13 protein-coding genes are annotated in these 15,744 nt (G+C 35.1%); 3 read left to right on the forward strand and 10 right to left on the reverse strand.

What is annotated here, in order from left to right:
• Positions 1-87 precede the first annotated feature (87 nt).
• The 5 genes from ACFSQ0_RS02495 to ACFSQ0_RS02515 form a co-directional block, all read right to left on the reverse strand.
• Positions 88-612 carry a hypothetical protein gene (locus ACFSQ0_RS02495; protein WP_379043651.1) on the reverse strand — a complete coding sequence of 175 codons (525 nt, stop codon included), beginning with the start codon at positions 610-612 and terminating at the stop codon, positions 88-90.
• A gap of 74 nt (positions 613-686) precedes the next feature.
• Entirely contained in the window at positions 687-1,124 is a 438-nt protein-coding gene (locus ACFSQ0_RS02500; RefSeq protein WP_379043653.1) for a hypothetical protein, read from the reverse strand.
• 63 nt (positions 1,125-1,187) lie between these two features.
• Positions 1,188-2,432 carry a hypothetical protein gene (locus ACFSQ0_RS02505; protein WP_379043656.1) on the reverse strand — a complete coding sequence of 415 codons (1,245 nt, stop codon included), beginning with the start codon at positions 2,430-2,432 and terminating at the stop codon, positions 1,188-1,190.
• A 10-nt stretch (positions 2,433-2,442) separates the two neighbouring features.
• Positions 2,443-4,530: a choice-of-anchor Q domain-containing protein gene (locus ACFSQ0_RS02510; protein WP_379043659.1), complete on the reverse strand. Its 2,088-nt coding sequence runs from the start codon at positions 4,528-4,530 to the stop codon at positions 2,443-2,445.
• A 62-nt stretch (positions 4,531-4,592) separates the two neighbouring features.
• Positions 4,593-5,102 carry an outer membrane protein gene (locus tag ACFSQ0_RS02515; protein WP_379043662.1) on the reverse strand — a complete coding sequence of 170 codons (510 nt, stop codon included), beginning with the start codon at positions 5,100-5,102 and terminating at the stop codon, positions 4,593-4,595.
• A 162-nt stretch (positions 5,103-5,264) separates the two neighbouring features.
• Here ACFSQ0_RS02515 and ACFSQ0_RS02520 point away from each other — a divergent pair, with 162 nt between their 5' ends.
• Positions 5,265-5,810 carry an RNA polymerase sigma factor gene (locus ACFSQ0_RS02520; RefSeq protein WP_379043665.1) on the forward strand — a complete coding sequence of 182 codons (546 nt, stop codon included), beginning with the start codon at positions 5,265-5,267 and terminating at the stop codon, positions 5,808-5,810.
• Positions 5,803-6,531 (forward strand): tetratricopeptide repeat protein, encoded by a 729-nt coding sequence (locus ACFSQ0_RS02525; protein ID WP_379043668.1) that lies wholly within the window; start codon positions 5,803-5,805, stop codon positions 6,529-6,531. Before ACFSQ0_RS02520 ends, ACFSQ0_RS02525 begins: the two co-directional genes overlap by 8 nt.
• Here the strand turns inward: ACFSQ0_RS02525 and ACFSQ0_RS02530 are convergent.
• A complete protein-coding gene (locus tag ACFSQ0_RS02530) occupies positions 6,523-9,498 on the reverse strand; it encodes a CHAT domain-containing protein (RefSeq protein WP_379043671.1) in 2,976 nt (991 codons plus the stop codon). The genes ACFSQ0_RS02525 and ACFSQ0_RS02530 overlap by 9 nt on opposite strands.
• Positions 9,499-9,714: 216 nt before the next feature.
• Between ACFSQ0_RS02530 and ACFSQ0_RS02535 the strand changes: the two genes are divergently transcribed.
• A complete protein-coding gene (locus ACFSQ0_RS02535; RefSeq protein WP_379043674.1) occupies positions 9,715-11,331 on the forward strand; it encodes an Ig-like domain-containing protein in 1,617 nt (538 codons plus the stop codon).
• Here ACFSQ0_RS02535 and ACFSQ0_RS02540 read toward each other — a convergent pair.
• The 4 genes from ACFSQ0_RS02540 to ACFSQ0_RS02555 all read right to left on the reverse strand — a co-directional run bounded on the left by ACFSQ0_RS02540 (position 11,318) and on the right by ACFSQ0_RS02555 (position 14,984).
• On the reverse strand, positions 11,318-12,094 hold the full coding sequence (locus ACFSQ0_RS02540; protein WP_379043677.1) for an amidohydrolase: 777 nt from the start codon (positions 12,092-12,094) through the stop codon (positions 11,318-11,320). The two genes, ACFSQ0_RS02535 and ACFSQ0_RS02540, sit on opposite strands and share 14 nt — an antisense overlap.
• A 507-nt stretch (positions 12,095-12,601) precedes the next feature.
• The gene (locus tag ACFSQ0_RS02545; protein ID WP_379043680.1) at positions 12,602-13,093 is read right to left on the reverse strand and encodes a hypothetical protein; all 492 of its coding nucleotides are present in this window, start codon (positions 13,091-13,093) and stop codon (positions 12,602-12,604) included.
• 253 nt (positions 13,094-13,346) lie between these two features.
• Positions 13,347-14,276 carry a hypothetical protein gene (locus ACFSQ0_RS02550; protein WP_379043683.1) on the reverse strand — a complete coding sequence of 310 codons (930 nt, stop codon included), beginning with the start codon at positions 14,274-14,276 and terminating at the stop codon, positions 13,347-13,349.
• Between the two features lie 57 nt (positions 14,277-14,333).
• Positions 14,334-14,984, reverse strand: a complete 651-nt coding sequence (locus ACFSQ0_RS02555; protein WP_379043686.1) for a hypothetical protein — start codon at positions 14,982-14,984, stop codon at positions 14,334-14,336.
• Positions 14,985-15,744 lie beyond the last annotated feature (760 nt).

Raw genomic sequence — 15,744 nt, forward strand, 5'->3', positions numbered from 1 at the left:
GAGCGTAGTTAGTTTTGCAGTTTTCAACGCTCTTAAGGCAGGTGCAAAGTGCGCCTGCTTTTCTTATTGTCTATTATAGAAAGTACATTAAAAAGCTTCAGTAGTAAACTTACCATTAATTATTTTTATACTTTCGCCGGTATCATAATTAGTCGCCTCAAAACTAAAACTCCCTTCTAAAATTTGATTATCGGAACGAGTAATTTTTATTTGGCCTTCTAAATTATTGTTATATTCTAGATCGGTTTCCAAATCGGTGTATGTAACCCAAAATCCATCAATTTCGGCCAAATCGGGAATCCCTTTTATGGGATATGTCCCAACTGGTGGGTTTTCAGAATTAGCTTGATCAAAAGATTTGTAAAATTGCAAGCTAAAACTTTGATCTTCCATGTTATTACCGTCATGTGCAGAAATCATATAGGTGTAATCTTCTACGACGACGATAAAGCAATCGCCTTGTTTTTTTTGATTTTTAGTAGATTCTATTTCAAAACTAATTTTGTTTTTTGGTAATTCATTCGTTTTTTTACTTGAATTGTCATCATCATTTGAGCAGGATAGTAGGCTGCATAACAACAGGCTAAATAGGATTTTAATTCTTAGTTTCATTTTTTTAATTTAATTAGTGTTTTAATTTATTAGGATCAGCTTAGTTTTTTCATCCATTTAATTTCTCCAAATAATTATGGAGACTCTTTAATACTGTAAACAAAATACTGTTTATGGGCGGACTTAGGTCTTATCCTGTGACTTAAAATTAATTGTTTGTTTTTAAAGCGTTCTATTTCAAATTCTTTCGTTTTTGCCCCTCGAGTAAGCGTAAGTTGATTTTGATTTAATTGCCATGAAAAAGCTTTTTTTTTAGGTTTGCATTTCAAATCAAAGCGTACTTCTTTTCCTTTTCCTTCTTCTAAAAATTCGTTAAAGTCTTGTCCGCAAATAGAATTAGACTGATTATGGGGTAAAAGCCAGTGATCGTCAAGATCTCCCATCAAAGTACCTTCAACGTACCATTGTCCAATTAGGTCTTTGGAATTCAACTTTTGTGCGTATAAAATTGCGCCATAAAAGAATAATAAGATACAAAAGCTAAAATGTCTGATAGAATTATTTTTATTCATGATATTTATATTAAAGATGCAAGTTTAAAATGGGCACAAGCCATCTTAAACTTGCATACTAGGCTAATTCGCACAGTACTCACTGGCTACATTTATAAAGTTTAAATTGTTTACGGTGAGATTTTCAAAAGGATCTGTACCATATCCATAAAATGCGCAGTTAGGAATGTCTTCAAAGACACTATTGAGTACTTGTAATTTAGGTTGAGCATGAAGATAAATTGCACCTTTATCTTGTAGATTACCTACAGGAAAATCACCTTTAGCGTTTTTGATGTGGGCGTGTTCAATTCTATTATCTTCTTGTGTATGCCCCAAATAAATACCACCCCAGAAATTTGATTCATAACCTTGGAGACTAACTGGTTCACCACTATTTCCTACTATTTTTAGACTTGCCTGGTAGGGAGGTAATAAAGGTGCTACTTGTAAGTATGCATTTGTTCTAAAAACAAGATTGGCTCCAGCTTCTATATTAAGGTGCCCGTTTTTCTTAATATGTACACGCCCATCAATTAAGTAAGGTACATTAAGTTTCTTCCAGCTTACATTTTGCTCTTGTAGCTCATAATTAGTTGTTGTAATATTTACAAAATCTTTTACATTACCTTGAAAATTTGAACTACCATCTAAGATGTGGGTCATTTCGGCTGAAATTTGAACAGGAACCCCATTGTTTTTTGTAAGGTTAAGGTTTTCTGTATTCACTTTAGCCGCTTTAGATATTCCATGAAGATCTAGACCTATGTTACCGCTGTTACTAATCTCAACGTTTCTAAGATTTAAGGCTTGCGGAGTGGTCCCAGAAACCCCTTGTACCGCAAGGCTGCCGCGATAAATAGGTGAAGTAGGTTTTAAATCTTGTGAGCCAGCATATTCTATAACGCTATGTTCAATAAGGTTATTTAAATTATGGGATTCTGCAAAGAGCAAGCCTCGCCAAAAGCCTTTCTGTTTTTCGGTGCCAGACAATATTACTGGTAGATCTGGCGTACCTTTTATTTGTAACTCCTTACTTTTATTAGCGATATAAAGCCCAGCATGGCGTTCGAATTCAATAACCACACCAGGTTCTATGCGTAGATCACCTTTGACAGTTGCCCAACAAGTTACAACAAAATCTACCGGACGCAAGGGGTCATCCGTTAATATTTGATCTTCCTTAAAAGAATCACAATCTAAGACAATTGGCGGTAATAACTCTTGTACAGGTTCTACGGGAGAATCATCCTCCTCACAACTTGTCATAAAGACAAAACTTACCGATAAAAAAATTAGTTTCAAAAAATTGTTCTGTTTGGTTTTCATATAAATTAGTTTATTGTTTTACAATTATGCTGCTATGATCTCCATTTGCAGTCTTAATGGTTAATAAGAAAGTTCCGGTAGGTAAACCTTCTAAGGGTAGCTTTCTTTGGTTTTTCCATTCCTTTAATTTTACCCCTTGGAGATTATATAGTTGGCTACTTAAAATAGGTCCATTATAAAATATGTTCACATCGGTTACAACCGGATTGGGGTATACTTGAATTTCTAAAGTATTGTGTTCATCTGTTGTTGAAAGGCTGTTGTACTCGTAGGCACCAATATCAATCTGTTGGTTCATTATTCGTTCATTTCCAGCTAAATCAATAGGAACATTTTGCTGATTTGTAATAAACTGGTTCAAGTCAGTATTAGGATCACCAGCATCAATAGCGATAGAATTAGAACTTAATTGAAAGTCTTGGTTCGAGCTGTCTTCAAAACCTGGATCTGTTGAATGACAATTTTGACTGTTGAGTACACCTTCATTATAGGAGGTGTTTTGGTTATAAATAGAATAACTAATATTAAGGGTTGCTCCTGAGCCATTGCCTATATCGGTTATACTACCATAGTTATCCCATATAACGCTATTTACGATATCTAAATTGCCAGAAAGATTAAGAATACCACCCACACCAGTATTATTTGGATCTCCATTTTGAGATAGGGTGAGATTACTCAATTGCATATTACCGGCATTGGCAATGCCACTACCACTACCGGCTGCTACATTTCCTACTACAAGCGTGTTGTTGATTAGCATGGTAGAGTTTTCATTACCTATGGCGCCGGCGTATAAATCAGCATAATTATCATTGAAAAAACTATTTTTTATCGTACAAGTCGATTGGCTGTATACTAAAAGTGCTCCAGCAGATAGACCCGTTGCCGAATTGTTTGTAAAGGCAGAATTGATGATATCTAAATTACTAGATTCTGATGAAATTGCACCAGCAAGATAACTCTGGTTGCTCTTAAAATCACAAGTGTCAATTTGAATAATAGCATTATCGGCAAATAGGCCGCCACCTTGCGCCTTACTTATGTTGCCTTGAAAATTGCTAGAATAGATAGCAAGTTCACTATCGTAAGCAGCTATGGCTCCACCAAAACCGTCGGAACTCTCGTTATCGACAAAATTGGCATCAATAATTGTAAAGTCACTGTTTTGTTTTATATACAGAGCCCCGCCGTGATCTTGATTTGGGTTAGTTACACCTGCTTTATTATTCATGAAATCTACCTGTTGTAAATTTGCTGTAGCATTTGCCGCCATGATAGCTCCTCCTTCCCTTTGGTTTGTGGTGTTATTTATAAAATTGACTTGATTTAAATTTAAGGTGCCATCGGCCACCAATGCCCCTCCTGCATATTCAGCATTGTTATTTAAAAACTGAATGTCTGTTAGATGTGATACCCCTAGGCTATAAAATGCTCCACCTGATACCGTTGCAATATTATTATCAAATACTACCTGATTTAGAGTGGCGGTACCCTTATTGGCCATTCCGCCTCCATAACCCCCAGTGTTATCTAAAAATAACACGTTATTGAGAAAAGCAGTTCCTGAACTACTGATGAAAAAACCTCCACCTGAAGAAGTGCTTTGGTTGTCTATAAAGCTTACGTTGGTTAAGTTTACTACACTTTGGTTTGTTGCATATAAACCGGCACCTACGCCCATCACGCCATTGCGTATGACAAGATCTTCAATATTAAGTTGATTAGATACAGTATTGGTAATCACCCTAAAACTAGCTTGACCTTTTACGGCATGTGCCTGTATAACAGTTCCTCCAGGGAGCGTATTACCCGCACCTTTAAGGGTGATGTCTTTGTTTATGTGCAATTGTTCTGTATAGATACCTGAGGCAATGATTATTGTGTCTCCATTATTGGCTTGATTTAGGGTGTAGCCAATAGTGGCGCAGGCATTTCCAGGTTGATCGCAATTCCCGGAATCTGAGCCAGTTGTATCTACATATCGTAAGGTCTGAGCGCATAGACTATTGCCTAAGCTTAGAACTATCATCAAAAGTACGAGGTTAATACCTCTACTAATTGTTTTATAGTTTATCAAATGAATTGCTGTTTTCATAAAGTTATGTTTTGATTTGAGTAATAAACTAGCCTCGCAAGTTTAAGCGAGGCCGTAAACTTTTAATTGATGACATATTTAATACCTGCACCCAATACAAGTTGGCCGTCATCGATTAATACATATTTAATCTCAGCAAATGGTAACCATTTTTCGTTTAGGTTAAAATTGATACCTCCTCCTAGATTTAAACCAAATCTGCCATCTGAGGCTGAGTAGTCACCGCCATAACCCCAAGCATTTTCATAAGAGACTTTAATGTGGCTGTAATTTAGACCACCTAAACCATATACATTTATTTGTTCTTCTTGTAAAAAATAATAATGAGCATCGGCATTCAACTCCCACCAATTCGCTTTAAAACCATACTCATCTTTGGGCAGGTAATAAATGAAAGATGGCGAAAGCGCTAGTTTTTCGGTTAAATCGAATTCTGCGTTAAGGCCCAATCCTAGGTTTTCAATCTCGGATCCGTATGCCATAAAAGCTCCAATTTTTGTGTTTTTTTGTGCTAATAAACTTGAACTAACAAGAATTGTAAATAGACTTAGAAAAAATAATTGTTTTTTCATTTTTAGTGTTTTTAGATTGTTTATTTGCTTATTAATACCAGGAAATTAAAAACGTAAACATCAAATTGGTATAATTTTTTTAGGAGGCGGTGAAAGCTAGTCGAACACATTATAAAAAGTTTAACTTTGTGGTTTGTTTACTTTATGGTGAAAATTAGATAAATGCTTAGAGAACAATTTTTGATTGATGCAATAAAAGCTGGAAAGCTAGAAACCTTAGATGGTATCTATCTAGAGCATAAGAAGCCCTTTTTTCTCTTTGCTTATAAGTTAGGTTTAAAAGAAGATGAGGTGGAGGATATGTATCAAGATGTAATCCTTAGCTTTTACCAGAATGTAAAAAGCGGTAGGCTAAATAAACTTAATTGTAGTTTACGGACTTATTTATTTTCTATTGGAAAATTTAAGATTTATAAACACTTAAAAAAAGTGCCACGCATCACTATAAATGATAAACATATTTTCTACTCAGAGGAATTAATGCATTTTGAAACCGATTTGCAAGAAGAGCGAACAGAACAAATAAAAGCTTCTTGGGATAAACTGGGCGAGAGATGCCAGCAAGTATTGAATTATTTTTATTATCAGTCTTACTCGCTCGACGAAATTGTTAAGCATTTAAACTACAGTTCAAAAGATGTTCTTAAGAGTCAAAAATCTAGATGTTTAAAGAAGCTAAAAGAATTAATTTGCAAGCCTAATGAATAAAGAAGAATTAAAAGATAAGTATTTTACACAAGGCTTAAGTCAATCAGAGTTTGAGGAATTTCAAAAATTACTCGAAGAAAACTCTCAATTTGCCGAAGACTTTTATAGTGAGCTTGAAATTCAACAAGGGATTGCCCAAATAGAATTAGACAACATAAAAGCTCGTTTGCAAAATTTAGATAAGAATAAGCTTAAACCTTCGACAATACTAAAATTGCGTTCCATACTGAAATATGCAGCTGTTATAATAGTTATTCTAGGCAGTTCTTATTTCTTTCTTAATCCTTTTAAAACGACTCAAGATTATTTTACAACCTATTTTGAGCCCTACCCTAATCATTTTGAAATAGTAACCCGCTCTGATGCAGAAATTGATAATCCTGTAGCTTTAGCCTTTTATATGTATGAAAGTCAAGAATATAATAAGGCATATCCCCTGTTTGAACAAGCTTATCAATTAAAAGGAGAGCCATACCTACGTTTTTATAAGGCAATTAGCCTTTTGGCAATAGACAAAGATGCCGAAGCAATAGATTTGTTCATTGCACTGAAAAGTGAGTTAAAAGAGGATGCATTAGTGAACGCAAACAAGTGGTACTTGGCTTTAGCCTACGCCAAAAACAAACGTTATAAAGAATCAAAAGCGATTCTGAAATCCTTAAAAACTAAAGACTCCCCCATGGCGCAGTTCGCAAAAGATTTATTGCAAGAATTACCTTAATTTTTTACGGCGAAATAATAGCAGGGATAAGCTAGTAACTCCAATAATTCCTAACATATAATATACAGGATTTGTTTTTTTTATTATGGGCTTATTATCGCCCTGCAATACAAATCCTGCCCAATAATATGGGTGTTGTTTCAACGGATTGTTTTTTAAGAACTTTCTTTTTGCTTGCGCTAAAGCCTCAGATTTACCTACTCCTTTCTTTAAAAAGGAGTAAAAATTTATCATTATTTCAGCTGTTTCTTTATCTGGTACTTCCCAAAGACTGTGTATGTTTGAACGCACTCCAGCATAGGTCAATGATTGGGCAAGGCTTTTAAATTCATTCACAGTATTCATTTGACCTATACCTGTATTGCAAGCACTAAGCACCACCAGTTCTGCTGGGATAGATAGATTATATAAATCAGAATAATACAGCACATCATTCTCTTGAAATACCAAACCCGATTTTTGAGGATTTTCTTCGTTTAGAACGGCATGCATGGCCAGGTGAAGAATTTTAAACCTATTACTGTTTTTTATAAAATTATCAATACTGGCGGCATCATTTTTAAATAATGCACCGCTAAATTGACGGGTTATTTTTTCTGCTTCCAAGTTTGCTCCTAGTAACTGAGTGAACCGATGATTCCTCCAAGTCTTATCTGTTGTATCTCTATGTTCGGGTTGGAAATAATTTGGCGAAAAAGCCGCTAAAAGCTCTTGATTGAGCGTATTGTTAAGGTGATGTTCGCGTATAAATTTCCAAATGCTTAGAGAGTACTCATAACTTAAAGCAAATTGATCTATAATTTGAATATTATTATATTCCAAAATTTCAAAGGGAATTGCGTGTAATTCTGCTGGACGAATGATATTTAGTTTTTTGTAAGGCGTAATTTCATCTGCTATAGGAGCAATAAGATAGTTGCTTAGCATTTGTATATTTGCCTTTGTCTGAAATCGTGGTTCTTCAAGTTTACTAAGGAGCCCTAAAACCGATTGTTCTACTTGCTTGCTTTTAGCTAAATCAATAATTTTATGTTGATTTTTGGTTAGTAAAAGCAAATAAATGCGTTCAAATCCGACAAAATATTTCAAAATAGCTTCTTCGGGCTCAAGCATACCTTGTAGTTGATCTATACTAATTTGACTTCTAAAAAAATATGAAAAAGCAGGAGACTCTTTAGCAATAGTAGTCTGCAAACAGGCAATTTGTTTTTTTAAGGCGGCTTTATATTCATCTGATAGATTATCTTGATGGGTATAAGTATAGCGCAAAAGATTATTTTTGGTTATGGTCTGCGGGCTTAAAGCAATAAACTCGAGGTTTTTCTTTTCAAATTCTAAACGTAATAGTTGAGATTCATTAGCTTCGAGTTGTGTCAATAAATCGGTGCAGATAGGCTTGTTTTGGCTGGTAAATACTCTAAATATAGATTCTGTTAATTCCCGATTCATCTGATGAAGTTTATGATTGTAATGTTCCGTTTGATTATAGTAACCAAAAGTGGCTGCGGCCAAAGCATAAAAATGTATCGATTTACTGATGTGTTGCTGGTTTTGAGTATTCTTAAAGAGTTCCCAATAAAAGTCGGCTATCCCTTTTAGTGCTTTTACATAGTAACTATTATTTTGCGTTTTAAAATGGTTTATATTTACTTGAAATGCTTGATTCGTTTGTTGATTGGTTAACTTGTATATGGCTTCCTGTATTTCCTTCTCTCCCGTCTCAAATTCAAAGGTTTTTAGCCTTAGATTAGCTTTTTTAATTAAGATATTTGATTCGTTGATAGCGCCTATTTGATATAGGCTGTGTATGGCATAAGCTTGATTTAGGAAGCTAATTCCTTTCTCAAAATTCTCTTCTAAGATGCTGATGTTAGCCAGCTTAGTAAAGGCTAGCATTTCATAATAATGCTGCTTATGAATCTGGGCTAGGGGAGTGATTTTGCTTAGCATCTTTTTCCCCTTTTCTAGTTGGTTCCCTTCAGTGTATGCATCGACTAGTAGGAGTTGACTGGCAAGTATTTGATGTATGTGTTTTTGTTGTTGAGAGGTTGCTAGTTCATGGAATAACTTTTGGCTTTTCTTTAGGGTGATTTCGGCTCGCTTTAAATAATCATTATTTACGTAAAACATAATGCTGCTTCGGTAGAGGTTCAACTTATCTTGAGCAGCTAAGGCTTGAATGTTTATTGCTTGCAAATCCTTAAAGACCTCTCTTGCCCTTTCTTTATCACCATACTCAATATATAGTTTAATTAGGTTGCTGTACAAGGTAACCAAATAATGAGGTTTTATCTTTTTGTCCTTTTCCCAGTAATACTTAGCTTTTTGTAAACTATTTTGCCTTTCCTTGAAAAAATTAATTTGCCTATAGACAGTTCCTAAGTTATTATAAGCCAATCCTATATCAAAATAGTTCTTTTGTTCAAAACTTTCATATAACTCAATAGCTCGATTATAATACTCTATAGCCAAAGCGTATTGCTTTAAACGATCATTAATATAACCTAAATCATATATATAATCTGCCTTAGCTTTATCGTTGGGTTGGCTGGTTAATAAGGGAAGACCTTGTTTTCCTATAATTGCCGCTTTATCCCATGATCCGGCGTAAGCTAATGAATGATAATAAGCGTTATGAACATCTATAAGAAAGGTTGGTTTTAACTTTATATTTGATTGCTCTAGAAGTTTCAGCGCATGGGCGTAGTACTCATTGGCTTTTTCATAGTTTGATTGTTCTTGGAAGAACTGTCCCCGCGCATAAGCTCTTTTTATTCTATACTCAATCTCCTGACTTGAATGGAGGCTGTCTGCCTGTAACAGAATGGAATAAGCCTCAATAGCTAATTTATATCTCTCTTGGACAAGTAAACTATCAGGGTTTTGCAACTTGTTGAATTCGATATTGCCGGCTAGACAATTTGATGCCAGTGTTAAAATCCAAATAATTGAAAAATAAGTACGCATTTTTGTCAAAATTTTCACTAAAATAAATAAAATTTTTATACATTATCGTTGTCTTTTACGAATCCCGAAAATATTCTGTTTCCTGCCTCTACATCCGCTTAAAGCGAAAAGAGATTATTTGTTAAAGGTGTTTGAGCTGGTAGAGTTTATTTTTTAGACAAGAAATGAAGTATTATAAAGGCTTATTTTGTTATTTTGCTTAAAATAGGAGAGCAGATGAGTAAAAAATGGGTTTATATGGTTTTGGCACTGGTGGCTTTAAGTGCTTTTACGCATTGTGCCAAACGCGGGATGCCAACTGGCGGAGAGAAAGATACTATACCACCGGTGTTTTTACGCGCCAATCCGGGGAACTTTACCACCAATTTTAAAGCTGAGGAAATCCGTATCCATTTCAATGAGTTCATCAAATTGCAAGATGCGCAAAAACAAGTTATTTTTTCACCGCCCCTAGATCCCAAACCTACTTTGAGTCCGCTAGGCAATCCGCAAAAATACATCCGCATTCAATTTAACGATACGCTGTTGCAGCCCAATACTACCTACACGATAAACTTTGGGAATAGCATTGTAGATCATAATGAAGAAAATCCGTTGCCTTTTTTTAAATACGTTTTTTCTACCGGATCCCAATTGGATAGTTTACAGATTAGCGGTCGTGTTGACAATGCGCTCGAAAGAGAAACCGATGTTTTTGTAGCGGTGATGCTCTACCGTTTAGACGAGCAGTACACCGATTCTATTCCTTATCAAAAGCCGCCCACCTATATTGCTTATACTAAGGATTCTACAGGGCAGTTTAGTCTAGAGAATATGCGTGCCGGAAAATACAAAGCCGTGGCGATAAAAGACGAGAACAGTAATTATTTGTACAACCCTTACCAAGATAAAATAGACTTTTTAAGCGATACCATAAGCCTACCCACCGATAAAACCTTACGTTTTAGTTTGTTTAAAGAAAAGCCTGGCTTTGAATTGGTAAAACTCAAACAAGAATCGGCGCGAAAAGCTGGCATTGGCTATGTAGGAGAATTGCCAGATAGTCTAGAGATTAACCAAATTTATCCGACATATGCCAACGCTAAATTGCCTTACATCAAAAGTTTAGATACCGATACCTTATATTATTTTGTTCCAGAAGCTTTAAAACAAGACAGTTTGGTGATAGCCTACCGCCACCAGCAGCAAGTAGATACTTTGCACACCCGCGTGAAAGAATTGTATAAAGACTCCTTGCAATTTACACCGCTTACCAAGCCCAATATAAGTTTATTAGATAGTATTGGCGTTTATGCCAATGTACCTAAAGCCGACTTAGATCTAACAAAAGTTTCGCTGACCGATCAAGACAGTGCGGCAGTAGCATTTAAATCGGTTTTTAAACCTATAAAAAACCAGTGGGTATTCCGTTTTGAGTCGGCTCCCAGTAGCAAATACAATTTACAACTTTTACCCGGCGCTTTTACCGATATTTATGGTGCAACCAATGATACCTTAAGTTTTAACTACCAAACGCCAAGTCTAGATAATCTCGCCAATTTACAGGTAAAGGTGAGTATAGATTCGCCGTACCCTTTGCTAATGCAGGTACTTAATGATCGTGATGAGATAGTACGCTCTATAAGTCAAAACAATGCGCAAAAAGCATTTGCCTTTAATTACCTTAAACCTGGCAATTATTATATTCGTTTAATTGAAGACGTTAACGGCAATAAGCAATGGGATACCGGAAATTACTTAAAAAAGCAAAAACCCGAAAAGGTACATTACCTGCCGGGTAAGGTAGAACTACGTGCCAACTGGGAGGTGGTAGAGCAATTTAATATAAGGTAAAGCTATCGGCATCTCGTAAGAAACCCAACTTTTTTCTGGCTTTTTGCAATGCTTCTTTGTTTAGTAGCACTCCCTGACAAGTGTCTTTTTCAAGCTTCTCGGGGGTGAGTGCTTGGCCCAGCATATCGCAAATTATGGAATGCCCTAGGTACTGGTTTTCATTGGCGTCTTGCCCTATTCGATTTACGCCCACAACATAACTCATATTTTCAATGGCACGCGCCTTTAACAGCTGATCCCAAGCATAGGTGCGGCGTGCAGGCCAATTGGCTACATATAGTAGCAAATCATAGGCTTCATCTTGATTACGCGACCAAACCGGGAAGCGCAAGTCATAGCATATCAACGGGCAAATGCGCCAGCCTTTATAAGTAATAATGTTTAGCGCTTTACCAGGCGAGTACTTGTGCTGTTCACCTGCTAAACTGAACAGGTGTTTTTTATCATAATGCGTGTATTGGCCATCGGGATAAACAAAATACAAACGGTTGTAATACTTTTGCTTTTCTTGAACGATTAAGCTCCCGCAAAGGGCAAATTGATATTGGGTAGCCATTTTTTGCATCCATTGCAAGCTGGGTCCGTTGGTCGGTTCGGCTAGGGGTTCGGGATGCATGCTAAAGCCCGTACTAAACATTTCGGGCAGCAGCACTAAATCGGTAGGAGCTAAGTTGGCCAATTTAGCCTCAAAATGAGTCCGATTCTTCTGCGGGTCTTCCCAAAAAAGTTGCGTCTGAATAAAACTTACATGTAAATCTTCCATGCTTCTAAGATATAAAATACTTCTTGAAAGCGAATGGTTTTTCCGCTTAAAGCGGATGCTTGAGACGCATATAGCATTGAAAATTAGAATTTTATAATTAATATTTTGTTTTTGGGGAGCTTACAAATCAATCAATTACGGTTTAAATAGGATAGGTTAAGCATTAGCCTGTTGAGGCTAGTTTTGGTTTATAAGGCAAGGTGAAGGCGATGCAATCGCGTAGCAGCGTGGATAGCAATAAACCATTCAATACGCAAAGAGGTGCAATTTATAAGCTTTTTGGTTATCCTAAGTCTACCGCTAAGAAAAGAAATGTTGCTAATCATCTCTAAAAGGGCAGCACAGCAATAGATTAATCCCCATAGTACCAACCGACAAACAGCCGGGTTAGTCAACACGGCGTTCATGTTAGGCTCCCGATAAAAGAAGTCGGGACAGGCTGTACCGGCCACACAGCTTGCCCCGATTTTTCATTGGGGAACGCTTAGTTATTAGGCAAAGTATTTTTTAATTTATAATTCCAACCGCAATTATTCCAACCACAACTGCTCCAATTATTACAGCTTTGAGTTTCATATTCGAACCATATAAATGTCCATATAAAGTTGTAAGAATTTCTAAATCCGTAACTTTCTTGTTTGTTATTTCAATTTCGTATTTGTTCGTATTTACAATTTGGTTCTCATTTCTGATTTTCAAAAGAGTATTTTTTTCTTTATCAACCATTTTTGTCCCCCATTTTAATCCAAAAACACCTGTTATTTTATTTCCTGTTTCTAAAATCTCTGCATTTCCTGAAAAAGAGTTCATTTTCAAATTATAAATAACTTTACCATTTTCGGAAATTTCGGTATTCCATTTATCGCGATATAGTTCGTATTTGTTTTCTCCGATTTTAATTTCCGTATTTTTAAAATTCGGTTGTGTTTTAATTCCACCAATTAAATTGTTTTCCTCGTTATAGACATTCAAAATATCATTTTCTAATTTAGCTATCATATCTTTTTTTTAGTTAACGTTTTCTATTTGTTGCTCGATATTTTGCACAACGTGTTTGTATATGATAAGTAGCGTGCAAAAAAGTGCTAATTTTTCGGTTAAGCTACAAGCCAATTTTTTTATTTTAAGTTTTTACCTTTAAATTTATAAAACGCCAAAAATAAAAATTGGCGACATTCGAAATATACCAAATTTCCGATTTATATAAGACGCAGCTATTTGTTATATACATTGTTGGCAATTGGCTTTTACCTTATGGTGTTTTTATTGCGTTCAACATAATTGCTGGTGATAAGAGCTGACTTTTATGAGGAGTCTCGTATAGGTAATTTGCAAAATCATATTTGTACATCAAATTTATATTCACAAAATCAATAGAATTCTTAGAGGTAATTTCATTGACGGTTTTTGAATAATAATTATTTTGATCCGATAACTGAAATTTCAGTTTCGACCTATGCTTATTATCAGGTTGAAATTTATTATTATTATCATCCAAATAATACAATAACTCAATAGTAACAAATATAGTTGTGTTTACTTCAAACGGAATATTTTCTTTATGCTCAATCTCTATCCTATTTTTTTCTTTAGCTTCCAGATATAAGGTTTCAGTGGAATATATATTTTCATTGAATTTAATGGTTTGCTTATTTTTATCCGGTAGGCTTTCTTCTACCTGATAGTAGTGAATTCTGTAGGCTGTTTTGTGTTTTACTTTATCAACATAAAATACAGTCCTAAAAATTTCCAATTTTTGCTGTGTATTTGTGAATACCACACCAAAACTTTTTTTTGGTAATAAATATCTACTTCCAGATTTTACGATTCTATTGGATTCACCTAAATTAATATTTCCATTATTATTTGAAGATATTACTACATCGTTTAGTTCAATATGTTCTTTTGTCAAAAAAATTGCACCATTCAAACTATCTGTATCAATAGAATGATTTTTATAATTTTCCTTAAAGAAATCAATTTTATCATATTCTATATCGCTTGGTATAACCGTAGCTTTATTGTTTTTTGTTATACCCTTGTAGACAAGCTTATTACCATCATAAGCTTTGAAGGTAACTGATTCGATTAAATCATAAGTATCGATGTCTACTACCGCAAATTTTTGACTAAAAACATTAAATGTAAAAAACAATAAAATATAAAAAAATGCGAATTTCATATATACACGATTATTAAAACTGTACTGTCGAGAACATCAACAGTACAGTTAATGAATTTATGGCTGATATTCTTCATTACACCCTACAGTTACAGGCGCACCACTCTCATCCGTAACTGGCTCAGTATCTGTTAGTCTAATAAAACCAAATAAATAATATGTCCTATAAACACCTCTCCAACCTTCACTGTTACAAGCTCCATAAGTATATTTCCAACCTTGAGAGATTACTACAGGGTTTCCTGTAACGGGATCAGGAATTACTGGATCAGAGATTATTTTAATGATATCGAACTGATCTGTTAAATCATATTCTTTTATTTCATTGATATCACTATAGGTATCTACTCTGGAAGTATTATAGTCTGTAATTGTGTAAACATACTGCTTCCTATCAACGTCCACGTGACTAATCCTTTGACTTTGGGGATTTTCAACCAAATACCCTCTGGCCCTTTCTTCTTTTCCTACAAAAATTTCTGTAACGGTATAACCATCGAAATCCGCTGTTCTGTCATAGAGGCTCTCAGATCCTGGCAATGGAATATTGACCTTTTTTCCTGTACGGTAACTGTCCGAATAAAAGGACTCCAGATAGGATTCCAAACTTTCGTTTAGAGGTTCATTTTCGGGTGTTTCGTTATCCACAGAACAAGCTGTAAATAAACTGGCACTTAAAAAAAGTGCGAATAAAATGCGTAATGACAATTTAAAATTTTTAATGTAAAATAAATTTTTAGATGTGCCTACTATTGTTCTATTGGTTCCTGTTCGGCTAATTTCCCCATGAAGATCCTGACTTACTGCTAACGGTTAGATTTAAATGTCAGCTGAAGTAATTTGGAGATAAATATAATAAAAAAACGGGAATTATCTGAATTATATAATCTTAGGTCAAAATACTAGTTAAGTTTTTCAATCCAGTTAATGATAAATACTTTATAATTACTCATTCAACTTTATTTCAAATTATTTTTTAGCTTATTGCCAACTCGTTATATCAACCCAAATATACACTTTTAAAACAATTTTGTACTGGATAAAGCCTAACTCGGTTATTAGGGATAAAATCTGGAAGGGTCAATATTTTCCCGTACAGGCTACTTTGGTTTATAAGGCAAGGTGAACGCGATGCAACCGTGCACTAGCGGGGATAGCAATAAACCATTCAATACGCAAAGAGGTGCAATTTATAAGCTTTTTGGGTATCCTAAGTCTACCGCTAAGAAAAGAAATGTTGCTAATCATCTCTAAAAGAGCAGCACAACAATAGATTAATCCCCATAGTACCAACCGACAAACAGCCGGGTTAGTCAACACTGCGTTCATGTTAGGCTCTCGAAAAAAGAGGTCGGGACAGGCTATACCGGCCACACAGCTTGCCCCGATTTTTCATTGGGGAACGCTTAGTTATTGTGTGTAGTGTTTTTTAATTCAGTTTGTCAGGATTTTTAGAAATTTTTCTATC

Source organism: Mesonia sediminis (genome assembly GCF_042684705.1).
Taxonomy (GTDB): Bacteria; Bacteroidota; Bacteroidia; order Flavobacteriales; family Flavobacteriaceae; genus Mesonia; species Mesonia sediminis.

Coding starts and splice junctions, on each gene's coding strand:
- ACFSQ0_RS02535 (WP_379043674.1), top strand. CDS start 9,715: ATGAGTAAAAAATGGGTTTATATGGTTTTGGCACTGGTGGCTTTAAGT.
- ACFSQ0_RS02510 (WP_379043659.1), bottom strand. CDS start 4,530: ATGAAAACAGCAATTCATTTGATAAACTATAAAACAATTAGTAGAGGT.
- ACFSQ0_RS02505 (WP_379043656.1), bottom strand. CDS start 2,432: ATGAAAACCAAACAGAACAATTTTTTGAAACTAATTTTTTTATCGGTA.
- ACFSQ0_RS02515 (WP_379043662.1), bottom strand. CDS start 5,102: ATGAAAAAACAATTATTTTTTCTAAGTCTATTTACAATTCTTGTTAGT.
- ACFSQ0_RS02550 (WP_379043683.1), bottom strand. CDS start 14,276: ATGAAATTCGCATTTTTTTATATTTTATTGTTTTTTACATTTAATGTT.
- ACFSQ0_RS02520 (WP_379043665.1), top strand. CDS start 5,265: ATGCTTAGAGAACAATTTTTGATTGATGCAATAAAAGCTGGAAAGCTA.
- ACFSQ0_RS02530 (WP_379043671.1), bottom strand. CDS start 9,498: ATGCGTACTTATTTTTCAATTATTTGGATTTTAACACTGGCATCAAAT.
- ACFSQ0_RS02540 (WP_379043677.1), bottom strand. CDS start 12,094: ATGGAAGATTTACATGTAAGTTTTATTCAGACGCAACTTTTTTGGGAA.
- ACFSQ0_RS02525 (WP_379043668.1), top strand. CDS start 5,803: ATGAATAAAGAAGAATTAAAAGATAAGTATTTTACACAAGGCTTAAGT.
- ACFSQ0_RS02500 (WP_379043653.1), bottom strand. CDS start 1,124: ATGAATAAAAATAATTCTATCAGACATTTTAGCTTTTGTATCTTATTA.
- ACFSQ0_RS02495 (WP_379043651.1), bottom strand. CDS start 612: ATGAAACTAAGAATTAAAATCCTATTTAGCCTGTTGTTATGCAGCCTA.
- ACFSQ0_RS02545 (WP_379043680.1), bottom strand. CDS start 13,093: ATGATAGCTAAATTAGAAAATGATATTTTGAATGTCTATAACGAGGAA.